Raw genomic sequence first — 25,781 nt, forward strand, 5'->3', positions numbered from 1 at the left:
CCGGTGCCGCCGGTAGGTGTTGAACGACAGGTGAGGCGGCGGATCGCGCCGGCGTCGAGGTGTTGCCGGGCGACGCACTGGTCGTCCGCGGCGGCCGGCACCTGACCGACGAATGGAGTGCCAGCGAGCCCCTGCCCGGCATGACGGTCGACGCCGTCCGCTGGATGCACGACCACGGGATCGCCGTCTACGCCGGTGACATCGGTGACGCCCATCCGCCCCTGCCGGGCGAGGTTCCGGGCGCTCTGCACCGCTTCGGGCTCGGCCGGCTCGCCATCCCGCTGATCGACGGCTGCGACCCGACCGAGCTCGCCGGAACGTGCACGCGCCTGGGCCGGTGGACCTTCCAGTTCATCGTCGCGGTGCCCCGTTTCACCGGCACGACCGGCCACCGGTCACTCGGATGGCGGGGGCTCGGGTGCCGGCCGGCGGGTGAGAAGTCGGATGATCGCGGCGAGGATCAGGGTGCCGAGGACGTACCGGGAGGTGTGCAGGGCGCGACGGTCCATCAGCTCTCCCGGGTGGACGCGAGGTAGGCGAGCCAGCCGCCGTGGGCGGTGATGTCGGGAGTGCCGTCGGTGGCGACGGGCTCGCAGAGGAAACCGGTGACCGAGGCTCCGCCGGCGAGGCGTACCTGACCGAGGGCCATCGGCGCGGGCAGCGTGGCGAGGAAGTGGCCGAGCGCCGCCGGGGGCAGTTCCCATATCTCGCCGGTGACGGTGGCGCCGCCGGTGGCCACGCGGACCAGGCCCGGTTTCGGCGGCCGGGTGGGCAGGGCGTGCAGGCGGTACTCGGGGGCGGTGCGGGCCGGACCGACCAGGCGGCCACCCGCCGAGGTGAGCTGGTGGTTGAGGGGCTGCCCGCTCAGGTGGGCGCCGACCACGAGCAGCCGCAGGCCGGGTGCGGCCGGCGGGGGAGTGGGAGTCGCGGTGAGCATCGCGGCGACACCGGCGGCGACGGCGTCGGCGTGCCCGCGGGCGATGATCTGGACGCCCAGCGGCCCGGCGGGCACGGCCACGGCGGCCAGGCCGAACAGGTTGCAGAAGTTGGTGTACGTGCCGACCCGCGCGTTCACCCCGACCGGGTCGGCGGCGACCTCGGCGATCGTCGGGTGGATCGGGGCGGTGGGCAGCAGCAGCGCGTCCGCGTCGCCCCACTCGGTCATGGCCTCGACGCGCAACCGGTCGAGGTGCTCGGTGTCGGCGACGAGCCGGTGCGCCGGGATGTCACGGGCGGCGGTGACGATGGCCGCCACGACCGGATCGGCGCCGTCCGGGTGCCCGTCGAGGAACGCGCCGACGGCGGCGTACCGTTCGGCGACGAAGCCTCCGTCGTAAAGCAGTCTCGCGGCGGCCAGGAACGGCGCGAGCCGGATCGGGCGCAGCACCGCCCCGGCCGTCTCCAGCGTCTTCGCGGCCTGCTCGAACGCGTCGAGCCACTCGTCGGACATGCCGGTGAGCTGGTCGCGGCCGGGCACGGCGACGACCGGCCGCGGTGGGGCGGCCAGTGGCGCGTCGGCCGGCCACTCCGGGTCGCTCATGATCGTCATCGCCTGGTTGGCGGCGGCGAGGTCGCGGGCGAAGACGGTGACGCAGTCGAAGCTGCGGCAGGCCGGCACCACACCGGTGGTGGGCACCCGGCCGGGGGTCGGCTTGATGCCGACGATGCCCTGGAAGGCGGCCGGCACCCGGCCGGAGCCGGCGGTGTCGGTGCCGAGCGCGAGGTCGGCGATGCCCAGGGCGACGACGACCGCGGAGCCGGAGCTGGACCCGCCGGCGACCTTGTCCGGGTCGTCGGCGTGACGGACCGCGCCGTACGGGCTACGGGTGCCGACGAGGCCGGTGGCGAACTGGTCCAGATTGGTCTTGCCGAGCACGACCGCCCCCGCGTCGATCAACCGCTGGACTGCCGGAGCGTTACGGGACGGACGGTAGGCGTACCCAGGATGTCCCGCGGTCGTCGGAAGCCCGGCCACATCGATGTTGTCCTTGACCGCCAACAACGACCCCGCCAGGGGAAGGTGGGCGGCGACCGCCGCGGCGTCGGCCAACACGTCCGCCTCGTCACGCAGCGTGATCCAGGCTTCGGGGCGCTCGCCGAGGGCCAGCCGGGCGTAGGCGGCGCGGACACGGTCCTCAGGGGTCATCGGGTGGCCTTTCCGGCGAGGACGAGCAGCGGGCTGCCGGGCGAGACCTGGCTGCCCGGGGTGACCAGGACGTCGGCGACCCACCCGTCGGTGGGCGCGGTGAGCACCGTCTCGAGTTTCATGGCCTCCAGTGCGAGCAGCGGCTGACCGGCGGTGACCCGGTCGCCGGGGCGCACGTCGACGCGCCACACGCTGGCGACGAACGGCGCCTCGACCAGGGCGCCACCCGGGGGTACGGCGACGGCACCGGCCGCCGGTGGCGCGACGGGCTCCGGGCGTGGGTCGAACTCGCCGGCGGCCGCCCAGTCGTCACGTTCCCGGCCGAAGGCGGCCGCCTGGTCGTCACGGAACGCGGTGATGGATCCGGCGTTGGCAGCGAGGAAGTCCTCGTGGTCGCCGAGACGGAAGGCGCCGTCCTCGATGCGGAGCCGGTGCCGGCCGGCGGCCACGTCGGCGCGCAGGTCGAGCAGTTCCTCGGCGCCGACCGGGTACCAGGAGATGCGGTCGAAGTGGCGCAGCAGCCACGGGTCGCCGGGTTCACGCTGCCAGCGGCTCCACACCTGCACGGTACGGCCGACGAACTGGTAGCCGCCGGGTCCCTCCATGCCGTAGATGCACAGGTAGGCGCCGCCGATGCCGACGGCGTTCTCCGGTGTCCAGGTACGGGCCGGGTTGTACTTGGTGGTGACCAGCCGGTGCCGCGGGTCCAGCGGGGTGGCGACGGGCGCGCCGAGGTAGACGTCACCGAGCCCGAGGACCAGATAGCTGGCGTCGTAGACGGTCCGGTGGACGTCGTCGACGCTGTCCAGCCCGTTGATCCGGCGGATGAACTCGATGTTCCAGGGGCACCAGGGGGCGTCGTCGCGGACCCCGGCCATGTAGCGGGCGATCGCCTCCCGGGTGGCCGGGTCGTCCCAGGACAGTGGCAGGTGCACGACCCGGCTCGGGACCTCCAGGTCGCGGGTGGCGGGCAGCTGGTCCTCGATCTCGCGGACCAGCCCGAGCAGCCGGCTCACCGGCAGCCGGTCCGGGTCGACGTGGATCTGCAGGGAACGGATGCCGGGCGTCAGGTCGACCACCCCGCCCAGGCTCTCGGCGCGCAGCCGCTGCATCAGGGCGTGCCCGCGCATCCGCAGCCCGAGGTCGAGGGTCATCGGCCCGTACTCGACGAGCAGGTTGTCGTCGCCGCTGCGGCGGTAGGTGACCGCCGGGGTGGCGCCGGTGGCTTCGCGGCGGCCCAGTACGCCGTCGTCGCCGGTGACGATCGGTGTCACCGGGGCGAGTGGCCGGGCCCGCAGGTCACGGGCGGTGTCGTCGGAGACGGGCACGAATCGGACGGTGTCGCCGGGGGCGAGCTGGCCGAGTTTCCAGCGTTCGGCGGTGACGACGGTGGCCGGGCAGACGAACCCGCCGAGGCTGGGGCCGTCCGGTCCGAGCAGGATCGGCACGTCGCCGGTGAAATCGACGGCACCGACCGAGTACGGGGTGTCGTGGATGTTCGACGGGTGCAGGCCGGCCTCGCCGCCGTCGGTGCGCGCCCACCGGGGTTTGGGGCCGACCAGGCGGACCCCGGTACGGGCCGAGTTGAAGTGCACCTCCCACGACGCGGCGTAGAACTCGTCGATGTCGTCGCGGGTGAAGAACTCGGGGGCGGCGTGCGGGCCCTCGGTGACGGCGATGCGCCAGTCCCGGCCGATCACCGGTCGCCGGTCGTGCGGCACCGGCCCGCCGACCGGGCCGGTGGTGGCGCCGGAGCGCAGCACGTCGCCGAGCCGCAGCGCCCGTCCGCCGTGCCCGCCGAACCGGCCGAGGGTGAACGTGGCCGCGCTGCCCAGATAGCCGGGCACGTCGAGACCCCCGGCGACCAGCAGGTAGGCGCGCAGCCCGCCGTCGGTGGCCCGGCCGATGTCGAGCACCGCGCCGGCCGGCACCTCGATCGGCTCCCACCGGGGCGCGGGCACGCCGTCGACGGTGACCGGCACGGCGGCGCCGGTGACGCAGACGGTGGTGGCGGCGGTGAACCGCAGCGCCGGCCCGTCGACCGTGCATTCCAGCCCGGGCGCGCCGTCGGGGTTGCCCAGGGCCCGGTTGCCGAGCCGGAACGACAGGTCGTCCATCGGCCCGGACGGTGGCACGCCGACCTCCCACAGCCCGGTACGGCCGGGCCAGTCCTGGACGGTGGTGAGGGTGCCGGGCCGCTCCACGACGATGCGCGGCTCGTGGTCGTGCACGCCGGCGAGCGTCGCCGTCGAGTGCCGGGCGGCCAGGACGTCGCCGTCGACGGCGGCCGCGCGCAGCAGCCCGAGGTTGGTCTCGATCCCGTCGACCCGGGTCGCGTCGAGGGCCTCGCGCAGGGCCGCGAAGGCGGCGGGCCGGTCCGCGCCGGTGACGATCACCTTCGCCAGCATCGGGTCGTAGGAGGTGGTGACCTCGGTGCCGGCCTCCACCCAGCCGTCGACTCGCACGCCGTCGGGGAGGGTGACCGCGGTGACGAGCCCGGCGCTGGGCCGGTGTCCCTGCGAGGGGTCCTCGGCGTAGACGCGGGCCTCGACCGCCGCTCCGGCGGGCCGCGGCACGTCCAGGTCCAGGTCTCCCTGGGCCAGGCGGAGCATCCACTCGACCAGGTCGATCCCGAAGATCGCCTCGGTGACCGGGTGCTCGACCTGCAGCCGGGCGTTGACCTCGAGGAACGACGCCTGCTCCCGTTCGGCGTCGTAGACGAACTCGACGGTGCCGGCCGACCGGTAGCCGACCGACGCGCACAGCGCCACCGCCGACGCGTGCAGTCCCGCCCGGATCGCGTCCGGCAGGCCCGGCGCGGGGGCCTCCTCGATCACCTTCTGGTTGCGCCGCTGCAGGCTGCAGTCGCGGTCGCCGAGCGCCACCACCCGGCCGTGCCCGTCGCCGAACACCTGCACCTCGACGTGCCGGGCACGCTGCACGAACCGTTCCAGGAACACGCCGCCACTGCCGAAGCTGGCGATCGCCATCCGCTCGACCTGGGCGTAGGACAGCGTGAGCTCCTCCGGGGTGAAGCAGGCCCGCATGCCGATGCCGCCGCCACCGCCGGTCGCCTTGACCATCACCGGGTAGCCGATCTCCCGCGCCGCCGCGAGCGCCTCGTCGAGGCCGGACAGCAGCCCGGTGCCCTCGATTATCGGCACCCCGGCGGTGCGGGCCAGGTCACGGGCGGTGTGTTTGGCGCCGAACGCGGTCAGCTGCGCCGGGGTGGGCCCGACGAACGCGAGCCCGGCCTGCTCGACGGCGGTGGCGAACCCGGCGTCCTCGGAGAGGAACCCGTATCCGGGGTGCACGGCCCCGGCGCCGGTGGACAGCGCCGCGTCCAGGACCCGGTCCACGCGCAGGTAGCTGTCGCGGGCCGGGGCGGGGCCGAGCCGTACCGCCATGTCGGCCATCCGCACGTGGGGCGCGGCCCGGTCCGGGTCGGAGTAGACCGCGACGGTCTTCAGGCCGATCCGGGCCGCGGTGCGGATGATGCGGCAGGCGATCTCACCGCGGTTGGCGACCAGCAGGGTGTCGAACACGCTCACTCCCCGGTGACGATCATGCGGACCGGTGTCGGGTCGAACCCGTTGCACGGGTTGTTGATCTGCGGGCAGTTCGACACCAGGACCAGCACGTCGGTCTCGGCGCGCAGGGCGACGCGCAGGCCGGGCGCGGAGATGCCGTCGACGATGCCGAGGCTGCCGTCCGGGTCGACGGGCACGTTCATGTACCAGTTGATGTTGCTGACCAGGTCCCGTTTGCCGAGCCCCCACCGCGCGCCCTCGATGAGGAAGTTCTCCACGCAGGCGTGCTGGTGCTTGGTGTGGTGGCCGTACCGCAGGGTGTTCGACTCGCGGCTGCAGGCGCCGCCGACGGTGTCGTGGCGGCCGACCTCGTCGGCCACCACGGTCATCAGCGGGCGGCCCTCGCTGGAGAGCAGCACGCTGCCGGTGGTCAGGAAGATCCCGCCCTGCGCGGCCAGCGTGTCCGGCGCCGAGTAGCGCTCGGCGGTGTCGGCGGCGTTGTAGAGCAGGCAGTCGACGGCCTGGTTGCCGTGCAGGTCGACGATGGTCAGCACGTGACCCCGGCGGACGACCGCCGACCAGGGCGCGCGTGCCGCGACGGTCTCGTCGAGCACGACCGGGCCGGCGACCAGGGCCGTGCTCGTCGCGGCGGTCAATCGAGCCCCCTCGCGGTCAGGTAGTCGGCTGTGTTGAGCAGGGCACGCTCGCCTTCCGGCGAGCGCGTCCAGAGATGGTCACCGGGGGCGGCCGGCGGGGATTTCCAGGCCCGCAGCTGTACGGCCGAACTCGTGTACGCCGGACGCGGATCCAGCGGGTGCGGGACGTTGACGAGCAGCACGATCAGGGGCATCTCGGCCCGGAGTTCGACGTTCGCCCCGGCGCCGGCCGAGCCCAGCCAGCGGAACCGGCCGTCGGCGTCGACGCGTACCCCCTGGAAGAAGGAGATGCTCGGCGGCAGGTCGCGCCGGGTCAGGCCGTGTTTCGCCGCGGCCAGCGTGAACAGTTCCCGCCCGGCCGGTGTGGGGCCGTGGGGGCTGCCGTCGCCGTACCGATCGACGTTGGCCTTGAGGGTGGAGGTGCCGCAGAACGTGTCGGAGCGGTCGAGCGCCCCGGCCGTCACCGACGCGAGCGCCCGGCCCTGGTCGGACAGCAGCAGGTGACCCTCGCCGACGTAGGCCTGCCACAGCACCTTGACGGTGTCGGCGACGTTGAGGCGTTCCCACGGCTCGTCGGCGTTGAACAGCAGCACCGAGACGCAGGCGTCGCCGTAGAGGTCGGTCAGGCGCAACGCGGTGCCCCGGGCGAGCCGTCTGCTCGCGTAGCCGCCGCCGGGGATCGTCTCGGCCCAGACCAGGCCGTCGCCGAGCCGGTCGGCCGGAACCGTCGGCATGCATTCGACGACGGTGCCGCCCTGGGCGCGGGCGTGTTCGCGGGCGCCGGCCGTGGTGGCGGTGCTCATGCGGTCTCCGCCAACGGCAGGGTCAGATGCCGGCTGCGGGTACGGGCCCGGTAGCGCAGGTAGACCAGGCCACCGACCAGCACCGCGCCGCCGACGAACAGCAGCGAGAAGTAGTGCAGGTACCAGTGGGTGCCGGCCGGGTCGTACACCTCCTGGCGCGGCCAGCCGAGGTTGAGGATCATGCCGATGCCGTAGACCACGGCCAGCACGTTGACGACGATGCCGAACCGGCCGAGAGCGAACAGCCGGCCCCCGCGCTCGGTGCTCAGCCCCTCCTCGCCGTTAGGCCAGCCCTTCAGCCGGCGGGCCAGCAGCGGGATGGTGACCAGGGCGTAGGCGATGTAGAGCATGACGATGCAGACGCTGGTGATGGCCGTGAACAGCGCCGCCTGGCCGATGTTGACCAGCAGCACGGCGATCGCGCCGACGCCGACGACGACGGCCGGGACGACCGGGGTGCCGGTCCGGGCCGGCACCTTGGCCAGGACGGACGAGAACGGCAGGACACCGTCACGGGCCATCGAGAAGATCATCCGGCTGCCGGCGGTCTGGATCGCCAGGGTGCACACGGCGACCGCGATCGCCACGTCGATCAGCAGGATCCGGCCGCCGGTCTCACCGAGGCGGCTGGTCAGCACGTACGGCAGGCCCTCGGTGGCCAGACGGCCGTCGGTGAGGCTGGGCGCGGCCATCAGGGCGACCAGCAGCATCAGCCCGCCGCCGATGCCCGCCGCGGCCAGCGCCCGCAGGATGGTGCGGGGCGCGGTGTGCCGGGGGTCGCGGGTCTCCTCGCTGAGCTCGCCGGCGCTGTCGAAGCCGACCACGACGTACGCCGCCATCAGCGCCGAGACCAGGAACGGGCCGACGTAGGACAGCCCGGCGCCGGTGCCGCCGGTGTCGAACACGACGCCGGGCCCGCGCTCGGCGTGGAACAGCAGCAGCCCGATCACCGCGACCACGCCGATGATCTCCAGGGTGACGCCGGTGCTGTTGACGACGGCCATCAGGCGTACGCCGATGACGTTGATGATCGTGGTGATCGCGATCAGGATCGAGCCGAGGATGACGGCGTTGGTGGCGCCGCTGGTCGAGGTCAGCGTGGGGTCGTCGCCGACCAGCTGGAACCCGGACCAGATCTGCGGGAGCACCACCTGCAGCGCGATCGCGGCGGCGGCGACCGTGGCGATCTGCGCGATGATCATCACCCAGCCGGCGAACCAGCCGACCGTGGCGCCGGCGAGTCGCCGTGACCACTGGTAGATGCACCCCGAGAGCGGATAGCGGGCGGCGAGCTCGGCGAAGTTGAGCGCCACCATGAACTGGCCGGCGAAGACCAGCGGCCAGGTCCAGAAGAAGGCCGGGCCACCGAACGAGAAACCGAACGCGAAGAGCTGGAAGACGGTGGTGAGGATGGAGACGAAGGAGAAGCCCGCGGCGAACGACGCGTAACTGCCGATGCCGCGGCGCAGTTCGGGCTCGTACCCGAATCCGCGCAGGTCAGCCGCGTCGGCCTTCTCGGTCGAGGGCGCGGGAAGGGTGGGGGTTGTGGACAAGACCGCCTCCTCGGGGCCGGAATACCTGTCAGTTGACAGATTTACGGCCCCGGTCTCGGCGGCGGTTTCTGCTCGGTAAATCCTGGGTTGCCGCCGATGTCGGCGGTGTTACACCGCGGCCGGATCGGTGGTGACGTCACGACGTGCGACGATGCAGACGTGAGCGCCACGTCCCCGACCGCCGGCCGTCCCCGATCCGGAGCCCGGCGGATGCCGGACGCCACCGCCCGCGAGGAGATCCTCGACGCCGCGGCCGAGTTGTTCGCCCGGCGCGGTTACGCCGCCACGTCCACCCGGCTGATCGCCGAGACCGTCGGCATCCGGCAGGCGTCGCTCTACTACCACTTCCCCAACAAGGAGCAGATCCTCGCCGAGCTGCTCGAGGCCACCGTCCGGCCCTCGCTGACCTACGCCGATGAGCTGTCCGGCAAGGAGCTGCCGCCCGCCACCGCCCTGCGCGACCTGGTGGAGTACGACGTCGGCGTGCTGGTCGGCGCCCGGTGGAACATCGGCATCCTCTACGCCCTGCCGGAGATCGCGACCGAGCCGTTCGCCCGCTTCCGCCGCGAGCGCGAACAGCTGCGTCTGGCCTACCGGGCGCTGGTGGAGGCGGTCGCCCCGGACACCGCGGCCATCACCGGCGACCTCGTCTTCGGTCTGGTCGAGAGCGTCATCGGGATGCGCCGGGACCTGCCCGGCCTCCCCGACCCGTCGGAGCTGCGGAGGACGATCGGCGCCGCCGCGATGCGCCTGGTCGGCCGGTGAGCCGGGCGGGCGGTGCCGTCCCGGCCCATCCGTCGCCGCCGATGGTCGGCCGCTATCCTGCCGCGTGTGACCTATCCGATGATGCCGAACGATCCAAGGTGGCTGGGTCACTATGAGCTGATCGGTCGTGTCGGCGAGGGCGGCATGGGCACCGTCTTTCTCGGGCGCTCGCCCGAAGGCCAGCTGGTGGCCGTCAAGATGCTGAGGGCCGAGCATGCCTGGGACACCGAGTTCCGGGGGCGCTTCCGCAGCGAGGTCAACCGGGCCCGCGAGGTGCCCGGCTTCTGCACGGCGGCGGTGCTCGACGCCGACCCGGATCACCAGACGCCGTACCTGGTGGTCGAGTACGTCGACGGGCCGAGTCTCTCCGAGGTGATCCGGGAGCGGGGGCCGCTGGACGGCGGCACGCTGCACAGCGTGGCGGTCGGGGTGGCCACGGCGCTGGCGGCGATCCACGGCGTCGGCGTCATCCACCGGGACCTGAAACCGCAGAACGTGCTGTTCTCCCTGGGCACGCCCAAGGTGATCGACTTCGGGATCGCGCGGGCGCTCGAGGTGACCAGCCGGCACACCAGGACCGACCAGATGGTCGGCACGGTCGCCTACATGGCGCCGGAGCGGTTCGACAACGACTCGGACCGTACGGTGGGGCCGCCCGCGGACGTGTTCGCGTGGGGTGTGGTGGTGGCGTACGCGGCGACCGGGCGTACCCCGTTCTGGGCCGATTCGCCGGCCGCCACGGCGGCTCGCATCCTGACCCAGCCACCCGACCTGACCGGGCTCGACGGGTCGTTGCGCGACCTGGTGGGCCGCACGCTGGCGAAGGATCCGGCCGACCGGCCGACCGCCCATCAACTGCTCGACCTGCTGCTGGAGGCGGAGACCGGGGGAGCGCTCACCCACCGGCCGGAGCTGCTCCGAGCCGCCGAGGCGGCACAGCACACGGGTCGGGCACAACTCTCCGGCGTCCGCGAGCCGGCCGCACCCGTTCGTCGCCGGGCCGGGCGCCTGGTGGCCGTGGGCGCGGCGGCGACCGTCCTGTGTGCCGGTATCGGGTTCGCGTTGTCACGCCACCAAGAGGGTCAGGAGCGGGCCTCGTTCGCGGCCGGCACGTCGCCGTCGACCGCACCCCCGTCGACGTCAGCCGTCTCGGGCACGGCCCGGATCCAGGGTCCCGGGGTGTCCGACCGCCTCGACCGGCGCGGCCTGTGGAAGGCAGACCGGACTTCCGACAGCGCCGACGGGTGGTGCACCTTCCGGCAGCGGATGCTGGCGACGACCCACATGTCCACCCTCTATCGGTGCAGGGGCCCGCAGGACTCGTTCGCCGGCGACCAGACGATCGCGGTCGACGTCGGCATCGTCACCAAGGGCGCCTGCGCGTTGATCTGGTTCCGGTCGGTCGACGAACGCGGTTACGTGGCCTCGTTCTGCGAGAACGAGATCCGGCTGGGGATCGACGAGAGCTCGGGGAACGGGTTCAACGGTGAGGAGCGGGTCGCCTCGAACGCGTTCCGGGTCGGGCAGACGCACCGGGCCGGCATCACCGTGCAGGACGGCACGGCTCAGGTGACGGTCGACGGCACGCCCGCGCTGAGCATGCCGGTCACCGACCCGCAGCTGGTCGCGGGCCGGGTCGTGCTCGGGGCACTCAACGAGGCGTCCGACGGGGACGCCACGGTGGCCTTCGCGAACGTCGACCTCCGGTCACCGGTGCTGGATCAGCCGGCGCAGTTCACCGATCCGAGGACCGGCTCCAGCCGGTCGATCGTGGAGCTTCACTCCTACGATCCGGCCGGGCGCTCGGCGGTGGCTCAGCCGGTGCTCGTGATGGACAGTGCCGACTACTGCGAGCAGTTCAAGATCGACCCGAGCGACATCAGATGCAGCGACCCGTTCCAGATCGTCGAGAGCCGGACGAAGGTGACACTCCCGGTCCGCTCCGCGCCGAAGCTGACGTCGTGGAAGAACGTCGGCGGTGGGGACGGCATCGTCTCGGTGCAGGCGGGCGCCGGTCAGTCGATCTCCGCGTCCGAGCTCACCGGGTGGCTTGCCGACCAGCAGGGTGGTGGTCTGGTCGCGATCACCGTCACCGATGGCGAGGTCACCACGCTGACGAGGATCGACAACTCCTGACCTCCCCGGAGACACCCCGGCGACGATGACGACGTACTGACGCCGGGCTGACGGGTGCCGACGACGCTCTACCCACCACCGATCCGGTGGCCCCGGGACCGCGACACGTGAGCCCGGCAGAACGTCTCTGGAGGCACCATCATGAGCAAGCGAAAGACCCTGGCCACGACCGCCGCATTCCTGTTCACCTCAGTGGCGCTGGCGATGTCGGGCGCAGCGCCGGCCCACGCCGACGAGGAGCCGCACTGCCTGCCGCAGGGACCCGGGGCGGTCATCATCGGCGACCTCGCGGCCAACAACCTCATCGGCACCCCGCTCGACGACTTCATCGACGGGCGCGGCGGCGCCGACTTCATCGACGGACGCGGTGGCAACGACGTCATCCTCGGTGGTGACGGCAACGACGTCATCCTCGGCGGCGACGGCGCGGACACCATCGACGGCGAGAACCACAACGACCTCATCTTCGGCGGCCGGTGCGACGACGTCGCCGGTGGCGGCAACGACAACGACACCGTCGACGGCGACGAGGACGACGACACCCTGACCGGAGGCGCCGGCGTCGACGTGGTCGGCGGCGACGGCGGCGACGACCAGATCGCCGGAGAGGCCGGCGCCGACGTGCTCGATGGTGGGACCGGCCAGGACCGGATCCACGGCGGACCGGGCAACGACGAGCTCGCCGGCAACGAGCAGAACGACCGGCTCGACGGCGACGGCGGTGACGACGTGCTCAACGGCGGCTTCGGCAACGACGACCTGTTCGGCGGTGACGGCGACGACGTCGTGCGGGGCAACGACGGCGACGACGCGATGGACGGCGAGGCGGGCACCGACACCGGCAACGGCGGACCGGCCGGCGGCGTCGACGTCTGCAGCGCGGCGACCGAGACGCAGATCAACTGCTGACCACGGCGCCCCGTGGAGGGATCGAGGAAGGACGCGGCGCGCGTCCTTCCTCGAACATCGCGTGGTCGCGCCGTGATGACGCCACGATGACGGGGTGGTGCGATGGTGCCCGCATGTCTGACAACCTGCGCAAGGGAATGGCCTTGCTGAGCGCAACGATCCTCGCCACCGCCGGTCTCACACTCTCGACCGTGGGGCCCGCGGCCGCGATCGACCCCTGCGAATCACCCGGGTCCGGCTTCGTCATCGAGGGCACACCCGGCGACGACGTGCTCAACGGATCCCCCCGCGACGACGTCATCCGCGGCCACGGCGGCGACGACGTGATCCACGGGCTCGGCGGCAACGACGTGATCCACGGGGGCAACGACGCCGACACCCTGTACGGCGACGACGGATGCGACGACCTCTCCGGCGGCAAGGCTGGCGACCTGCTGGACGGCGGCGCCGGCAACGACTGGCTGTCCGGCGACGACGGGATCGACACCGGTTTCGGTGGCACCGGCTCCAACCTCTGCTACGTCGAATCCGCCCAGGTGTACACGCACATCGTCCAATACCTGCACTGGTGCGCGAGCGAGCCCATCCTGCTGTGACGGTCGCCGGCCGGGTCGTCAGGCCCGGCCGGCGAGGACTCTGGCGGTCGGCACCGGCGCGTCGATCGACCGCATCGCCTGGCACCAGCGGTCGAAGGCGCGCCGGGCCTCGCCGTGCCGGCCGGCCCGCACCAGGACCTCGACCAGGTTACGGTGCACCGTCTCGTCGTAGGCGTCGATGGCGAGCAGCCGCACCAGGTAGGTGACCGCCTGATCGAGGTCGCCGGCGGCCCGGCTGAGCCCCGCCAGGTCACGCAGCGCGCGCAGCCACACCGCACGCGCCTCCTCGCGCAGCCCGTCTGCCCATTGCTCGTACGGCTCGTCGCTGAACGCGTCACCGCGATACAACTCGTCGAGCTCGACCAGCACCTCCCGCGCGTGTGCCCGGTCGCCGGTCCGGATCAGCAGTGCCGCGTGTGCCGCGTCGCTCAGCAACTCCTCGACGTCGACCGCCACATGCCCCGGATCGAGCGAGATCCCCGCCAGGTCGGCCCGGACGTGGTGGTCGGTGGGCCAGCGGCGCGCCGGATCCAGCACGGTACGCACCACGGACAGCAGAACCGAGAGCCGGTGCGCTGTACGGTGCGGCTCGTCGTCGGGCCAGAGCAGCTCACGAAGCTCCAGGCGTGCGACGGGCCGGCCACGTCGCGCGACGAGGATCTTGACCAGTGACCTCGCCTGCCGGGAACGCCACGCAGGCAGCGGCACCGGCCGTCCGTCGACGAACACCTCGAACCCGCCCAGGACCCGCATCCGCACCGGCGTCGACCCGTCCTCGCTCGCCGGCAGACGGGTGCCGTCGATGGCCGGCACCCCCAGATCCATCAGCCGGCGGGCGGCGGCCTTCGCGGCGGAACGTTGCGCGCCGTCAGCGCCGGGCACCCGGCCGAGCAGCACCAGGGCCCGGTCGGCGGCGGGCAGCGCCCCCGCGGCACGCCAGATCGCCTCCGCCTCCCGCAGCGCCGCCACCGCGCCGCCCGTGTCGGTGCCCACCGCGGCTACGAGCTCGAGCGCGTTGGCGAGGCAGTCCGCGCGCCGGCTCGCCCGGGCGGCGGTGACCGCAGCGGCGGCCCGCTGCTGAGCGACCGGCAGGACCCCCTCGGCGAACGCGACCCAGCCGGCGGCCACCAGGGCGAGGGGCAGCAGGATCCGCGGCGCGGCGCGCTCCGCCTCCTCGGCCGCGCGACGAGCCGCGGCGAGGTCCGGGTCCGGCCCGTCCAGCAGCACCCGGGTGAGACCGGCCAGCGCCGGTACGAGCACCTGCGTGTCGTCGACCGCGCGCGCCGCCTCGACCGCCTCCTCGAACGCGGTCCGGCTCTGCTCCCGCCGGCCCAGCTGCCTGCGGACCTCGGCGATGCCCCACAGCCCGGAAGCCGCGCGACTCAGGCCGGCCCGGTGCGACACCGCGACGACGCGCTCGAAGTGCCGCTCCGCCTCGTCGTACCGGCCGAGCCGCAGCAGCGCGTCGCCGGCGTTGGACAGCGCCGCCACCAGCAGACCGGGTGGGCAACTGTGCTCCGCGGTGGCCACCGCCCGCGCGGCGACGCGCAGCGCCTCCGGATACCGGGCGTCGCGGATCAGCCCTTCGGCGCGGTTCACCAGGACCCGGACCACGGTGACCACGTCACCGGCACGCTGCGCGGCCTCGAGGGCAGCGGCCAGGTGCTCGTCGCGCCGGGCACCCACCGCCCCGAGCGCGGCGGCGATGTGCGCGGCGGCCTTCGCCCGATCGTCGCCGCCGCCGTCCGCGCAGCGCAGCGCATCCGCCGCCACGGCAGCCGAATCAGCGGACCGGCCCAGCATCATCAACGCGCCGGCCCGGCAGGCCAGCAGCAGCACATCGTCGACGGTCCGCCCGGCGTCGGCGGGTGGCGTGCACAGCTCCAGCGCCGTCGCGTACTCGCCGCGCATGTAGTGCACCATCGCCGCCCGCCAGCGCAGCCCGGCGTCACCGCATCGTGCCGGATCCTCCAACAGCGGAGCGAAGACGCGCAGCGCCCCGGCGGCATCGCCGGTCATCCGCAGCGCGTCGCCGTGCACCAGCCGAACCGCGAAGGACCGTTCCGCATCCGGGATGGCACGCAGCAGACGCACGACCTGCTCTCCGCCTCCGGCGGCCAGCATCCGGTCACCGTGTTCGGCGAGCACGGCCGCGCACTGTGCCGGGCGACCCGCCCGGTGCAGGAGCGCGGCGGCGGCGAGCGGGTGCCCGTTGCCCGAATACCACCCGGCAGCGAAGTCGACGAAGGCGTCGGAGCGGACTCCGGTGCCCGCACAGCCGGCCCGGCGTCGCTGACCGAGCACCGCCGACACCGCCGGCACCAGCCGCGGCGCCCCACCGGCGCCCGCCACGAGCAGCCCCGCGCGCCTCAACCAGCGCAGCGACTGCAGTGGACCGGCCGGTACGCCGGTGTCGAGCAGCCCCGCGTCCGCCAGCCCGATGCACAGCGCCTCGGGCAGCGGGCCGAGCGTGACGGCCGCATCCATCAGTACGGCGGCGTCCTCCGGCTGCTCGGCCAGCACCTGCTCGCCGATCCAGCTCGCGGCCGGGGTACCGGGTTCGGTGAGCGCCGCGAGCAGCTCCTCCGAGCCGACGCCGTGCCGGCCGAGCGCCTCACCGGCGAACTGGACCAGCGCCGGCCATCCCGCCGTGACGTCGTACACCCGTACGGCCGGCTCGGCATCGACGATGCCGTGCTCCTCCCGCAGGACCCGGGCGACCTGATCGAGGGACAGAGCGAGATCGGCGGCACCGCGCTCGACGGCCGTCCCCGGCAGCGCGGAGTAGAACCCGGGGTCGAGGGGCCGGCGGGCCGCCAGCCAGAGCTCGACCTCGGCCGGCAGCTCCGCCAGGTCCCGCGCCAGCTGCCGTTGTGCCGGGCCGGGCAACGCGCACAGATCGTCGACGACCACACGGGCCCCGGCCGTCCGCGGATCACGGTACGGCCGAGCGAGCAGGGCCTCAGCCGTCCAGTACGTCCCCGCGCCGTCCGCGCACAGCGTTTCGAGCGTCGTCGACTTGCCGTATCCGGCCGCGGCCACATAGATCAGGCAGCGTCCGGCTCGGCGCATGCGACGGGCCTGTTCCGCCATGCCGGCTCCCTGTCCGTCGTCGAACCATCGACGTCAATCGCAGCACGGATCGCCGACGGCAGCGCCGATTGTCGGCAACCCGCCAGAGGCGATGGGGCTCGGCAGCCCGGCGGCCCGGTACCTCACCGGTACTGACGCGGGACTGACGCCACGATGAGGACCCTTTCCGACACTCATCGCGGGCCCGGTCACCGGACCGGGGCCACGACGAAGTAGGGGGACAGCAATGCGCTGGCAGAGAACGGGGCTACGCGCCCTCGTGGTCGCACTGGCCGTCACGATGAGTCTGGGCATCGCCGGGGTCGCGCAGGCGACGGTCCACCGGGTCGACGAGTTCAAGATCACCGAGTCGCACTTCGACTTCGGGGACGGCCGGCTCCACGACGTGTCCGGCCGGCCGACCGACGACGGCCGGCTCGACTGGGTGATGAACACCGCCGGGGTCTGGGAGCCGACGCTGGTCGGGCGGATCTGGATCAACAACGCCCGCAACGAGTGCGTCCGGGTGCAGATGACGGTCGAGTACGACAACGGCTTCACCGAGACGTACACCGACTACGGCTCGGACTTCTGCGCGCCGACCGGGCAGACCTGGTTCGAGGACGTCAACTTCCGCCCGGTGGCCAGCCAGTACGTGCACGCGGTCACCATCAGGCTCCAGTGCGCGGAGTCGAGCGGCGATCCGTGGGTGACGGTGGGCTGGAGCGCCCGGTACCTCGAGCCCTGAGCGGCGGCGGGCACCCTCGGGTGCCCGCCGGCACAGCCCCAGCCGCGCGCGGCTGGGGTTGGACTTGCTGCTAGTAGACCAGTCGTCTAGAGTTCGGGACGTGGCCGACACGGGTCGCAGAGACGAAAGGCTCCGACATGAACGTCCTGGTCGTTCTGACCTCGCACGACGAGCTGGGTGACACCGGACTCAAGACCGGCTTCTGGCTGGAGGAGCTCGCCGCACCGTATTACCGGCTCAAGCAGGCCGGCGCCACGATCACCCTGGCATCACCGAAAGGTGGCCGTCCGCCGCTGGATCCCAAGAGCAACGAGCCCGGCTCCCAGACCGACGACACCCGCCGCTTCGAGGCGGACGCCGAGGCCTCGGCCGCGCTGGACTCCACGGTCGTGCTGAGCACGGTGGACCCGGCCGATTACGACGCGGTGTTCTACCCGGGGGGCCACGGCCCGCTGTGGGACCTGGCCGAGGACGCCGACTCGCGCAACATCATCGAGACCACGTTGCGGTCGGGTAAGCCGGTCGCGCTGGTCTGCCACGCGCCGGGCGTGCTGCGGCACGTCACCGGCGAGGACGGCTCGCCGCTGGTTCAGGGCCGTCCGGTGACCGGTTTCGCCAACACCGAGGAAGAGGGCGTCGGCCTGACCGAGGTGGTGCCGTTCCTCGTCGAGGACATGCTCAAGGCCAACGGTGGTGTCTACTCCAAGGGGGCGGACTGGGGCTCCTACGTGGTGCGCGACGGCCTCCTGATCACCGGGCAGAACCCGGCCTCGTCGGCTGAGGCCGCCGACGTGCTGCTCACCGTGCTCGCCACCGCCTGACACTCACCATCGAAGCGACAGGGAGACCCTCATGCCTCACATCACCGTCGACGGCGGCGTCGAGATCCACTACGAGGACTTCGGGACCGGCGACCCGGTCGTGCTGATCCACGGCTGGCCGCTGTCCGGCCGCAGCTGGGAGGCGCAGATCGCGCCGCTGGTCGAGGCCGGCAAACGGGTCGTCACCTATGACCGGCGCGGCTTCGGGCAGAGCGGTCAGCCGTGGGGCGGCTACGACTACGACACGTTCGCCGCCGACCTCGACGCGCTGCTCACCACCCTCGACCTGACCGGCGTCACGCTCGTCGGCTTCTCGATGGGTGGTGGCGAGGTCGCCCGCTACCTCGGCGCCTACGGCAGCGCACGCATCGCACGGGCGGTGTTCGCCGCCGCCGTCCCGCCGTACCTGTACAGGAGCGACGAGAACCCCGGCGGCGGCCTCGACGACGCCACGATCAAGGGCTTCCAGGACGGAGTGGTCGCCGACCGGATCGCGTTCGTCGACGGCTTCGCCCGCAACTTCTTCACCGCCGGGGGTACGCCGAAGGTCAGCGAGTCCCAGGTTCGGTATGCGCAGGAGCTGGCGCACGTGGCGTCGGCCAAGGGCACCCTGGACAGCATCGCGGCGTTCAGCTACACCGACTTCCGCCCGGACCTGGCCAGGATCGACGTGCCGGTGCTGGTCATCCACGGCGACAGCGACGCCATCGTGCCGTTCGAGGTCAGCGGTGCACGGACCGCCGAGACGGTTCCCGGCGCGAGGCTGGTCGTGATCAAGGACGGGCCGCACGGCATCAACGCGAGCCACCCCGTCGAGTTCAACCGGGCGCTGATCGACTTCATGACCAGCGCGGACTGAAAGCCGACCGGTCTATTTGCGGCGTAGAGTGGGAGCCATGACGACCAGGAGCCGTGACACGCGTACGGACCTGCTGCTCGCCGCCGAGCGGTCCTTCGCGCACAAGGGCTACGCCGCGGTCGGCATCAACGAGGTGCTCTCCAGCGTCGGCGTGCCGAAGGGCTCCTTCTACCACTACTTCAACTCGAAGGACGCCTTCGGCGAGGCCGTCATCGCTCGCTACTTCGAGCAGTATCTGGCCGAGATGGACGAGATCCTCAACGCCGCCGACCAGGACTGGGGCGCGAGGATCCTGGCCTACTTCGCGTCGTGGCGGGCCTCGCAGAGCTTCGGCGACTGCGAGGGCAAATGCCTGGCGGTCAAGCTCAGCGCCGAGGTCGCGGACATGTCCGAGCCCATGCGCCTGGCTCTGAGGGCCGGGACCACACAGATCGTCGATCGGCTCGAGCACGCGATCACCGGTGCCGTCGGGGACGGCTCAGCGCCGTTCACCGGCGACGCCCGGTCGACCGCCGAGGCGCTGTACCAGCTGTGGCTGGGCGCCAGCGTGATGGCGAAGGTCCACCGGAGCCTGGCTCCGGTGGACACCGCCACCGCGGTGACACGTCAGCTGCTCGGCATCTGACCGGTCACTGCGGATCGGACCGCTCGAGGATGCGCACCCCGGCGCGTACCGGCGAGCCGCCAGCGGTGTGACGGTCAGTAGTCGTCGTCGAACTGGTCCCAGATCTGCTCCGTGCCGCCGTTGCACGTCCACTGGATGGCCTGCTCACCCACCCGATGCGAGCCGGCCGGGATGGCGAGGCACTTGTTGCTGTTGCGATTGAGCAGGTAGACGCGGGTGCCGCCGGCCGACACCACGTCCCATTGCTGATCCCGGTTGTCCTCTTCGTACTCCCACTGGATGATCTTGGCGCCGTTCGCCTTGCTGCCGCCGCTGACTCCCAGCACCTTCCAGGGCGACGTGCCCGCGTTGAACAGCGTGACCCACTGGCCCTCGCGCGGCACGATGCGCCAGTCCTGGTCCGGGATCGGCTGGTCGGTGGGCTCCTGCACCTCCTCGTGGTACTGGATGATCTTCGCGCCGTTGGCGTCGCTACCGCCGTTCACCGCGAGGAACAGCAGGCTGTTGGTGTTCTGGTAGGAGAACCAGCCGTCGCCGGGGTCTGCCTGGGCGGCGCTCGGGACGGCCACCGCGATCGCCGCGACGACGGTGGTCACGACACCATGAAGAAGCTTCAACTCGCGCTCCCGATCAGATCGACCAAGCCCGATGGCCTGGGTGATCGGCACGCTACCCGACGCCGTCCACAGGGGTCATCGCTCGCGGACGCGCTCGGCGATGGCGTGGCCCAGCTCCACCGTGGTGCCGGTGCCGTGCAGGTCCGGGGTGAGCGGCGCCCCGCCCGGGCCGAGGGCGAGGACGTCCTCGATGGCGCCGAGCAGGTGTGCGGCCGCGTCGGGGTGGCCCAGGTGCTCCAGCATCATCGAGGCGCACCAGATCTGGCCGACCGGGTTGGCGATGCCCTTGCCGGCGATGTCCGGCGCCGAGCCGTGCACCGGCTCGAACAGGCTGGGCGACGAGCGGTCGGGGTTGATGTTGGCGCTGGGGGCGATGCCGAGTGTGCCGGTGCAGGCCGGGCCCAGGTCCGACAGGATGTCGCCGAACAGGTTGCTGGCCACGACCACGTCGAACCGGTCGGGGTGCAGCACGAACTGCGCGGCCAGCGCGTCGATGTGGAACCGGTCGACCCGTACGCCGGGGAAGCTCTCGCCCATCGCGGCGACCCGCTCGTCCCAGTACGGCATCGAGATGGCGATCCCGTTGCTCTTGGTGGCCGAGGTCAGGTGCCGTCGCGGCCGCCGGTCGGCCAGCTCGTAGGCGTAGCGCAGCACCCGGTCGACGCCGATGCGGGTCATCACGGTCTCCTGGAGCACGGTCTCCCGCTCGGTGCCCTCGAAGATCCGGCCGCCGACGCTGGAGTACTCACCCTCGGTGTTCTCCCGCACGACCATGAAGTCGATGTCGCCGGCCACGCGCCCGGCCAGTGGGCTGCGCACGCCGGGCATCAGCCGGCAGGGGCGCAGATTGACATACTGGTCGAAGGTGCGCCGGAACTGCAGGAGGCTGCCCCAGAGCGAGACGTGGTCGGGCACCACCGCGGGCCAGCCGACCGCGCCGAAGAAGATCGCGTCGAACCCGCGCAGCGTCGCCTCCCAGTCGTCCGGCAGCATCTTCCCGTGCCGCTGCCAGTAGGCGGCGCCGGCGAACCCGAAGTCGGTGAGCTCCAGGCGCAGCCCGAACCGCGCGGCGGTCGCCTCGAGGGCCTCGACGCCGGCCGGGACGACCTCCTGGCCGATGCCGTCGCCGGGGATGACGGCGATCCGGTACGCACTCACCTTCCCTCCCGGAGTGCGGCGAGCCCACCCTGGGCGTCGGTCAGCGCGATCTGCTCGGCGGCGGCCGAGTCGCCCGCGCGCAGGGCCCGGACCAGGGCCCGGTGGCTGGTGTAGCGCTCCAGCCCGAACGTCTCGTCCTCGTGCACCCTCTGCAGCAGCAGCTCACGGCGGCGGGGGCGGGAGAAGACCCGGCTCTGCTCCAGCATCCGGATCAGCACCGGGTTGTGCGCGCACGCGTCGACCGTGTCGTTGAACTCCTGCATGGTGTCGAGCAGGGCGGTGAGATGTCGGTCGGTCGGGCGGTCGTGGCGGCGGTGCTCCTTGAGCAGGATCAGCAGGTCGTCGGCCCGGTCGAGAATCCGGTCTAGGGCGTCGAGTTGGGCGGTGGTGGCGTGCCGGGCGGCGAACCGGGCGACCAGGCCGCGCAGGCCGACCTCGACCTCGGCCAGGTCGTCGATGGCGGCGTCGCGGATGGCGGCGACGAGCACCGTGCGCGGGCCGATCCGCTCGATCAGCCCGTCGAGCTCTAGCCGGCGCAGCGCCTCCCGCACGGGTGTCGGGCTGATCGCGAGACGCTCGGCGACGCCGCGCTCGGTCACCTTCTGTCCGGGCGGCAGCTCGCCGGAGGCGATGGCCGTGCGGACGTGGCGATAGGCCTGGTCGGCGAGCGTCTCGGTGACTGTCATGCCGGCACTCTAACGCATGCCATGGCTAACTGATTTTGCCACTGTTGACGATTTTGCTGTAGCAAATTAGCGTGACGGCGGACACACGGAGGCGACATGGCCGAAACCCGCAAGATCACTTTCTTCGTCGCTCTCACCCTGTTCGCGCAGGAGGCGACCTGGAACTTCTACGACAGCCAGGTGCCCGCCCTGCTGCGCGACCACATCGCCAGCGCGGCGCTCATCGGCGTCCTGATGGGCATGGACAACCTGCTCGGCATCGTCGTCCAGCCGTGGATCGGCAACCGGTCCGACCACACCCGGACCCGCTGGGGGCGGCGCATCCCGTACCTCGTGGTGGGCATGCCGATCGCCGCCCTGCTCTTCCTGCTGCTGCCCTGGACCCCGTCGCTGCCCGCGCTGATCCTGGTGATGGTCGGCTACGCGCTGGTCATGAACACGATGCGACCGCTCGCCGAAGCCCTCACCCCGGACTTCATCGCTCCCGAGTGGCGCGGCCGGACCAACGCCATCGTCAAGATCGCCACCTCGCTGACCATCATCGTCGCCTCCCTGATCAGTCTCTTCGTCGTCGACGACCATCCGCGGGCGGCGTTCGCCATCCCGGCCACGATCCTGCTGGCGGTCACCCTCGTGCTGGTCGCCAAGGTGCGCGACAACCGGTCCCCGGGCTACCTGACCGCCGTGGCCGAGGACGAGCCGGGGCGGGAGCGGTCACCGCTGCGGCGCGTCGTCACCGAGCTCGTCACCAGCCGTGACCGGCGCCGCGTGCTCCTGCTGCTCACCGTCTTCCTGTTCGGCGGAGCATGGTTCGCGTCCCGGTCGCTGATGACCCCGTACGGCATGGAAGCCCTCGCCCTGACCCGCGGGGAGGCCGGCGGGCTCACCCTGCCCAGCGGTATCGCCTTCCTGCTCGCCGCCTATCCGGCCGCGCTCGCCGCCGAGCGTTTCGGGCGGCTGCGGGTGATCGCCGCGGGCATGGCCGTCTTCGCCGCCGCCCTCGTCGCCGGCGCCGCCGTCCCGTCGGCCACCGGCACCGTCGTGGCGCTCTGCGTCGGCGCGGCCGGCGCCGCCTGCTTCTCGATCAACGCGGCCGTCGCCCTCTGGAACCTCGCCCCGTCCAGCCGGATGCTCGGCGCCTACACCGGCCTCTACGCCGTCACCTGGTATCTCGGCGGATTCGCCGGACCGGCCCTGATCGGCGCCGCCGTCGACCTGCTCGGCTGGCGCTGGATGCTGCTCGACACCGCCGTGCTCGCCGCCCTCGCCGTGCTGGTCGCGACCCGCCTGGCCCGACTGCAGAAAGCCCACGAGTCCACCCCGGCCGCCGCCTGACCTCTTGAGGAAGCGAGACATGCCGACCGTTCTGATCACCACCGATTACCTCCACCCCGGCGACGAGGTGGACTCCTACCTCATCGAGCGGGGCTTCGTGACCCGCCACGACCCGATGCGCGGGCCACGCCGCCCGGAAGACCTGATCGCCGCCCTGACCGGCGCCGACGGGGCGCTGATCGCCAACGAGCCGATGACCGGGCAGGTCCTGGCCGCCGTGCCCACGCTGCGGGCCGTCGTGCGCACCGGCGTCGGCTACGACTCGGTCGACGTCACGGCCGCGACCCGCCTCGGCATCAGCGTCAGCAACCTACCCGGCATCAACGCCAACGCCGTCGCCGAATACACCATCGGGCTGCTGCTGACCCAGGCCCGGCGACTGGTCCAGGTGGCCACCGGGGTCGCGGCCGGAGCATGGCCGAGACGGCAGGGGTACGAGCTGAGCGGAAAGACCGTGGGACTGATCGGCCGGGGCCCCGTCGCGCGGCGGGTGGCGCCCCTGGCCGGCGCCTTCGGGATGACCGTCCTGTGCACCGGCGACATCCCCGGCGCCCGCCGGACCACCCTGGACGAGTTGCTGCACGAGTCCGACTTCGTGTCGATCCACACCGCGCTCACCGACCGTACCCGCCATGTGATCGACGCCGCCACGCTCGCCCGCATGAAGCCGTCCGCCCACCTGATCAACACCGCCCGCGGCGGACTCGTCGACGAACCGGCCCTGGCCGAGGCGGTCCGCAGCGGCCGGATCGCCGGAGCCGCCCTGGACGTGACCGACGTCGAGCCGCTGCCGGCCGACAGCGTGCTACGCGGTGTCGACGGCATCACCGTCTGGTCGCACATGGGCGGCCAGACCGCCGAGGCCCGCCGCGCCTCCGGCCTCGACGGCGCCCGTGAGCTGGTCGCGGCCCTCGCCGGGAAGCCCGCCTCCTCGGTCAACGCCCACCTTCTGCACGGCCACGCATGACCTCCACCACCGAGAACGTGACCGTCGCCGGAGCGGAGCCCCGGCGGGCCGCCCGCCCGCACCATCGCCGCGAGTTAGGAAACCGATGAGCAACAATGCTGTACGCGTGCTGGTCCCCACCGGAATGCTGGGCGGGGGATTCCCTCCGGAGACCGTCACCCGCGGCCTGCAGCTCGGGGCGGACGTGATCGCGGTGGACGGTGGCTCCACCGACTCCGGTCCCTACTATCTCGGCGCGGGAGTCGCCAAGACGGCCCGGGCGGCCGTCGCCCGTGACATGCGGCTGCTCCTGCGGGCCGCCGCCACGGCCGGCATCCCGCTGATCGTCGGATCGTGCGGGACCAGCGGAACCGACACCGGCGTGGACTGGGTCGCCGCGATCACCCGGGAGATCCTCGCCGAGGAGGGCCTGTCGCTGCGGGTGGCCACCATCTACAGCTCGCAGAAGGCGTCCGACCTGGCCGCGTTGCCGATCCTCGCACTGCCGCCGGCCGGGCCGCTCGACCCGGCCGTGCTGGAAGGCTGCGAGAACATCGTGGGGATGATGGGCCACGAGCCGATCGTCGCCGCCCTGGAGTCCGGCGCCGACGTGGTGCTCGCCGGGCGGGCCACCGACACCGCTCTGGCCGCCGCGTACCCCCTGATGAGAGGCGCGCCGCCCGGCCCCGCCTGGCATGCCGCGAAGATCGTCGAGTGCGGGGGGCAGTGCACGACCAATCCACGGGCCGGGGGAGTGCTGGCCACGATCGACGACGACGGGTTCACCATCGAGCCCCTCGACCCGGCGGCCGCGTGCACACCGACGTCGGTGGCCGCGCACATGCTCTACGAGACCGTCGACCCGTTCACCATGCGCGAGCCGGCCGGCACCATCGAGGTCGGCGATGCCGTCTACACGGCTCTCGACGACCGGCGGGTACGCGTCACCGGCTCCCGCTTCGAGCTTGCCGACCGGCACACCATCAAGCTGGAGGGCGCCCGCCTGACCGGCTACCAGACCATGTCGTTCACCGCGATCCGCGACCCGCACATCCTGAGCCGGATCGACACCTGGACCGCACTGCTGCGCAAGATGATCACCGAATGGGTGTCCAACACGCTGCACCTCGGCCCCGCCGACTACTCGTTCGACATCCGGCTGTACGGCTACGACGCGATCCTGGAAAGACTCGACCCGTCCCCGGCGCCACCCCGCGAGGTCGGCGTGATGCTGCTCGTGCAGGCCGCCACGCAGGAGACCGCCACCGCCGTCGCCAAGGTCGCCAACCCGCTGATGCTGCACCTGCCCACCCCCGACATGGACCACCTGCCGAGCCTCGCGTTCGCCACGTCACCGGCCGAGACCGAGCGCGGGCCGGCGTACGAGTTCGTGCTCAACCACGTCGTCGAGGTCGACTCGCCGACCAGCCTGTTCCGCGTCCACCTGGAGGAGAGCCGATGAGGGTCGTCGCCGACCTGGCCCACGAGGTCCGATCGAAGAACGCCGGACCGTTCTGGGTCACCCTGGAGGTGTTCGCCCGCGACGCCGAGGGATATGCGATCGTCGCCGACCCGGGCTTCCTCGACGAGTCGGTGATCGCCCGCCTCTACGCCGTCGACGACCCGCGGACGATCCGGATGTTCCGGATCCCGCAGCTCAACGTCGTCAAGATCTCCTTCCCCCGGCCGGTCGTGCAGGGCAGCCTGCTCGACCGGGACATCCACGCCGGTCAGCACCACGTGCCGCTCGCGCTGCTGCCCCTGCCCGCCTGACCGGCCGGGACCCGCCGAGACGGGGCGGTCACCTGAGCGGGCGACCA

At 72.3% G+C, this 25,781-nt stretch carries 22 protein-coding genes; 13 read left to right on the forward strand and 9 right to left on the reverse strand.

What is annotated here, in order from left to right; translation table 11 throughout:
• Window positions 1-62 precede the first annotated feature (62 nt).
• On the forward strand, window positions 63-536 hold the full coding sequence (locus tag ACQPZW_RS21275) for a hypothetical protein (RefSeq protein ID WP_433796665.1): 474 nt from the start codon (window positions 63-65) through the stop codon (window positions 534-536).
• Here ACQPZW_RS21275 and atzF read toward each other — a convergent pair.
• The 5 genes from atzF to ACQPZW_RS21300 are packed head-to-tail and all read right to left on the reverse strand — an operon-like array spanning window position 509 to window position 8,688.
• Window positions 509-2,146, reverse strand: a complete 1,638-nt coding sequence (gene atzF, locus ACQPZW_RS21280; RefSeq protein WP_433796666.1) for an allophanate hydrolase — start codon at window positions 2,144-2,146, stop codon at window positions 509-511. The genes ACQPZW_RS21275 and atzF overlap by 28 nt on opposite strands.
• On the reverse strand, window positions 2,143-5,691 hold the full coding sequence (gene uca, locus ACQPZW_RS21285) for an urea carboxylase (RefSeq protein ID WP_433796667.1): 3,549 nt from the start codon (window positions 5,689-5,691) through the stop codon (window positions 2,143-2,145). The genes atzF and uca overlap by 4 nt, the downstream gene beginning before the upstream one ends.
• Window positions 5,692-5,693: 2 nt before the next feature.
• A complete protein-coding gene (locus ACQPZW_RS21290) occupies window positions 5,694-6,332 on the reverse strand; it encodes an urea amidolyase associated protein UAAP2 (protein WP_433796668.1) in 639 nt (212 codons plus the stop codon).
• Window positions 6,329-7,135 carry an urea amidolyase associated protein UAAP1 gene (locus tag ACQPZW_RS21295; RefSeq protein ID WP_433796669.1) on the reverse strand — a complete coding sequence of 269 codons (807 nt, stop codon included), beginning with the start codon at window positions 7,133-7,135 and terminating at the stop codon, window positions 6,329-6,331. The genes ACQPZW_RS21290 and ACQPZW_RS21295 overlap by 4 nt, the downstream gene beginning before the upstream one ends.
• The gene (locus ACQPZW_RS21300) at window positions 7,132-8,688 is read right to left on the reverse strand and encodes an amino acid permease (RefSeq protein WP_433796670.1); all 1,557 of its coding nucleotides are present in this window, start codon (window positions 8,686-8,688) and stop codon (window positions 7,132-7,134) included. The genes ACQPZW_RS21295 and ACQPZW_RS21300 overlap by 4 nt, the downstream gene beginning before the upstream one ends.
• 159 nt (window positions 8,689-8,847) lie before the next feature.
• Between ACQPZW_RS21300 and ACQPZW_RS21305 the strand changes: the two genes are divergently transcribed.
• From ACQPZW_RS21305 to ACQPZW_RS21320, 4 genes are all read left to right on the forward strand, one after another.
• Window positions 8,848-9,453, forward strand: coding sequence for a TetR/AcrR family transcriptional regulator (locus ACQPZW_RS21305; protein WP_433796671.1), 606 nt, complete (start codon window positions 8,848-8,850; stop codon window positions 9,451-9,453).
• A 66-nt stretch (window positions 9,454-9,519) separates the two neighbouring features.
• Window positions 9,520-11,589, forward strand: a complete 2,070-nt coding sequence (locus ACQPZW_RS21310) for a serine/threonine protein kinase (protein ID WP_433796672.1) — start codon at window positions 9,520-9,522, stop codon at window positions 11,587-11,589.
• A 141-nt stretch (window positions 11,590-11,730) separates the two neighbouring features.
• Window positions 11,731-12,498, forward strand: coding sequence for a calcium-binding protein (locus tag ACQPZW_RS21315; RefSeq protein ID WP_433796673.1), 768 nt, complete (start codon window positions 11,731-11,733; stop codon window positions 12,496-12,498).
• 113 nt (window positions 12,499-12,611) lie between these two features.
• A complete protein-coding gene (locus tag ACQPZW_RS21320; RefSeq protein WP_433796674.1) occupies window positions 12,612-13,094 on the forward strand; it encodes a calcium-binding protein in 483 nt (160 codons plus the stop codon).
• An 18-nt stretch (window positions 13,095-13,112) separates the two neighbouring features.
• On the opposite strand, the gene ACQPZW_RS21325 is transcribed toward ACQPZW_RS21320, so the two are convergent.
• Window positions 13,113-16,187, reverse strand: a complete 3,075-nt coding sequence (locus ACQPZW_RS21325) for a tetratricopeptide repeat protein (RefSeq protein ID WP_433796675.1) — start codon at window positions 16,185-16,187, stop codon at window positions 13,113-13,115.
• Window positions 16,188-16,413: 226 nt separating this feature from the next.
• Between ACQPZW_RS21325 and ACQPZW_RS21330 the strand changes: the two genes are divergently transcribed.
• From ACQPZW_RS21330 to ACQPZW_RS21345, 4 genes are all read left to right on the forward strand, one after another.
• Window positions 16,414-16,914, forward strand: a complete 501-nt coding sequence (locus ACQPZW_RS21330) for a hypothetical protein (protein WP_433796676.1) — start codon at window positions 16,414-16,416, stop codon at window positions 16,912-16,914.
• Window positions 16,915-17,051: 137 nt separating this feature from the next.
• Entirely contained in the window at window positions 17,052-17,735 is a 684-nt protein-coding gene (locus ACQPZW_RS21335) for a type 1 glutamine amidotransferase domain-containing protein (RefSeq protein WP_433796677.1), read from the forward strand.
• Window positions 17,736-17,766: 31 nt separating this feature from the next.
• A complete protein-coding gene (locus tag ACQPZW_RS21340) occupies window positions 17,767-18,594 on the forward strand; it encodes an alpha/beta fold hydrolase (protein ID WP_433796678.1) in 828 nt (275 codons plus the stop codon).
• A 37-nt stretch (window positions 18,595-18,631) separates the two neighbouring features.
• Window positions 18,632-19,219 (forward strand): TetR/AcrR family transcriptional regulator, encoded by a 588-nt coding sequence (locus tag ACQPZW_RS21345; protein WP_433796679.1) that lies wholly within the window; start codon window positions 18,632-18,634, stop codon window positions 19,217-19,219.
• Window positions 19,220-19,293: 74 nt separating this feature from the next.
• Here ACQPZW_RS21345 and ACQPZW_RS21350 read toward each other — a convergent pair whose 3' ends face one another.
• The 3 genes from ACQPZW_RS21350 to ACQPZW_RS21360 all read right to left on the reverse strand — a co-directional run bounded on the left by ACQPZW_RS21350 (window position 19,294) and on the right by ACQPZW_RS21360 (window position 21,680).
• Window positions 19,294-19,815, reverse strand: coding sequence for an RICIN domain-containing protein (locus tag ACQPZW_RS21350; protein WP_433796680.1), 522 nt, complete (start codon window positions 19,813-19,815; stop codon window positions 19,294-19,296).
• A gap of 96 nt (window positions 19,816-19,911) precedes the next feature.
• Window positions 19,912-20,994 (reverse strand): tartrate dehydrogenase, encoded by a 1,083-nt coding sequence (locus ACQPZW_RS21355; RefSeq protein WP_433796681.1) that lies wholly within the window; start codon window positions 20,992-20,994, stop codon window positions 19,912-19,914.
• On the reverse strand, window positions 20,991-21,680 hold the full coding sequence (locus tag ACQPZW_RS21360; RefSeq protein ID WP_433796682.1) for a GntR family transcriptional regulator: 690 nt from the start codon (window positions 21,678-21,680) through the stop codon (window positions 20,991-20,993). The genes ACQPZW_RS21355 and ACQPZW_RS21360 overlap by 4 nt, the downstream gene beginning before the upstream one ends.
• Window positions 21,681-21,776: 96 nt before the next feature.
• Between ACQPZW_RS21360 and ACQPZW_RS21365 the strand changes: the two genes are divergently transcribed.
• The 4 genes from ACQPZW_RS21365 (at window position 21,777) to ACQPZW_RS21380 (ending at window position 25,734) form a co-directional block, all read left to right on the forward strand.
• Window positions 21,777-23,015 (forward strand): MFS transporter, encoded by a 1,239-nt coding sequence (locus ACQPZW_RS21365; RefSeq protein WP_433796683.1) that lies wholly within the window; start codon window positions 21,777-21,779, stop codon window positions 23,013-23,015.
• A gap of 19 nt (window positions 23,016-23,034) precedes the next feature.
• Entirely contained in the window at window positions 23,035-23,982 is a 948-nt protein-coding gene (locus tag ACQPZW_RS21370; protein WP_433796684.1) for a phosphoglycerate dehydrogenase, read from the forward strand.
• Between the two features lie 85 nt (window positions 23,983-24,067).
• A complete protein-coding gene (locus ACQPZW_RS21375; protein ID WP_433796685.1) occupies window positions 24,068-25,423 on the forward strand; it encodes an acyclic terpene utilization AtuA family protein in 1,356 nt (451 codons plus the stop codon).
• Window positions 25,420-25,734, forward strand: a complete 315-nt coding sequence (locus ACQPZW_RS21380; RefSeq protein ID WP_433796686.1) for a DUF4387 domain-containing protein — start codon at window positions 25,420-25,422, stop codon at window positions 25,732-25,734. Before ACQPZW_RS21375 ends, ACQPZW_RS21380 begins: the two co-directional genes overlap by 4 nt.
• Window positions 25,735-25,781 lie beyond the last annotated feature (47 nt).

Origin of the sequence: Actinoplanes sp. CA-252034 (genome assembly GCF_050956125.1) — a bacterium.
Taxonomy (GTDB): Bacteria; Actinomycetota; Actinomycetes; order Mycobacteriales; family Micromonosporaceae; genus Actinoplanes.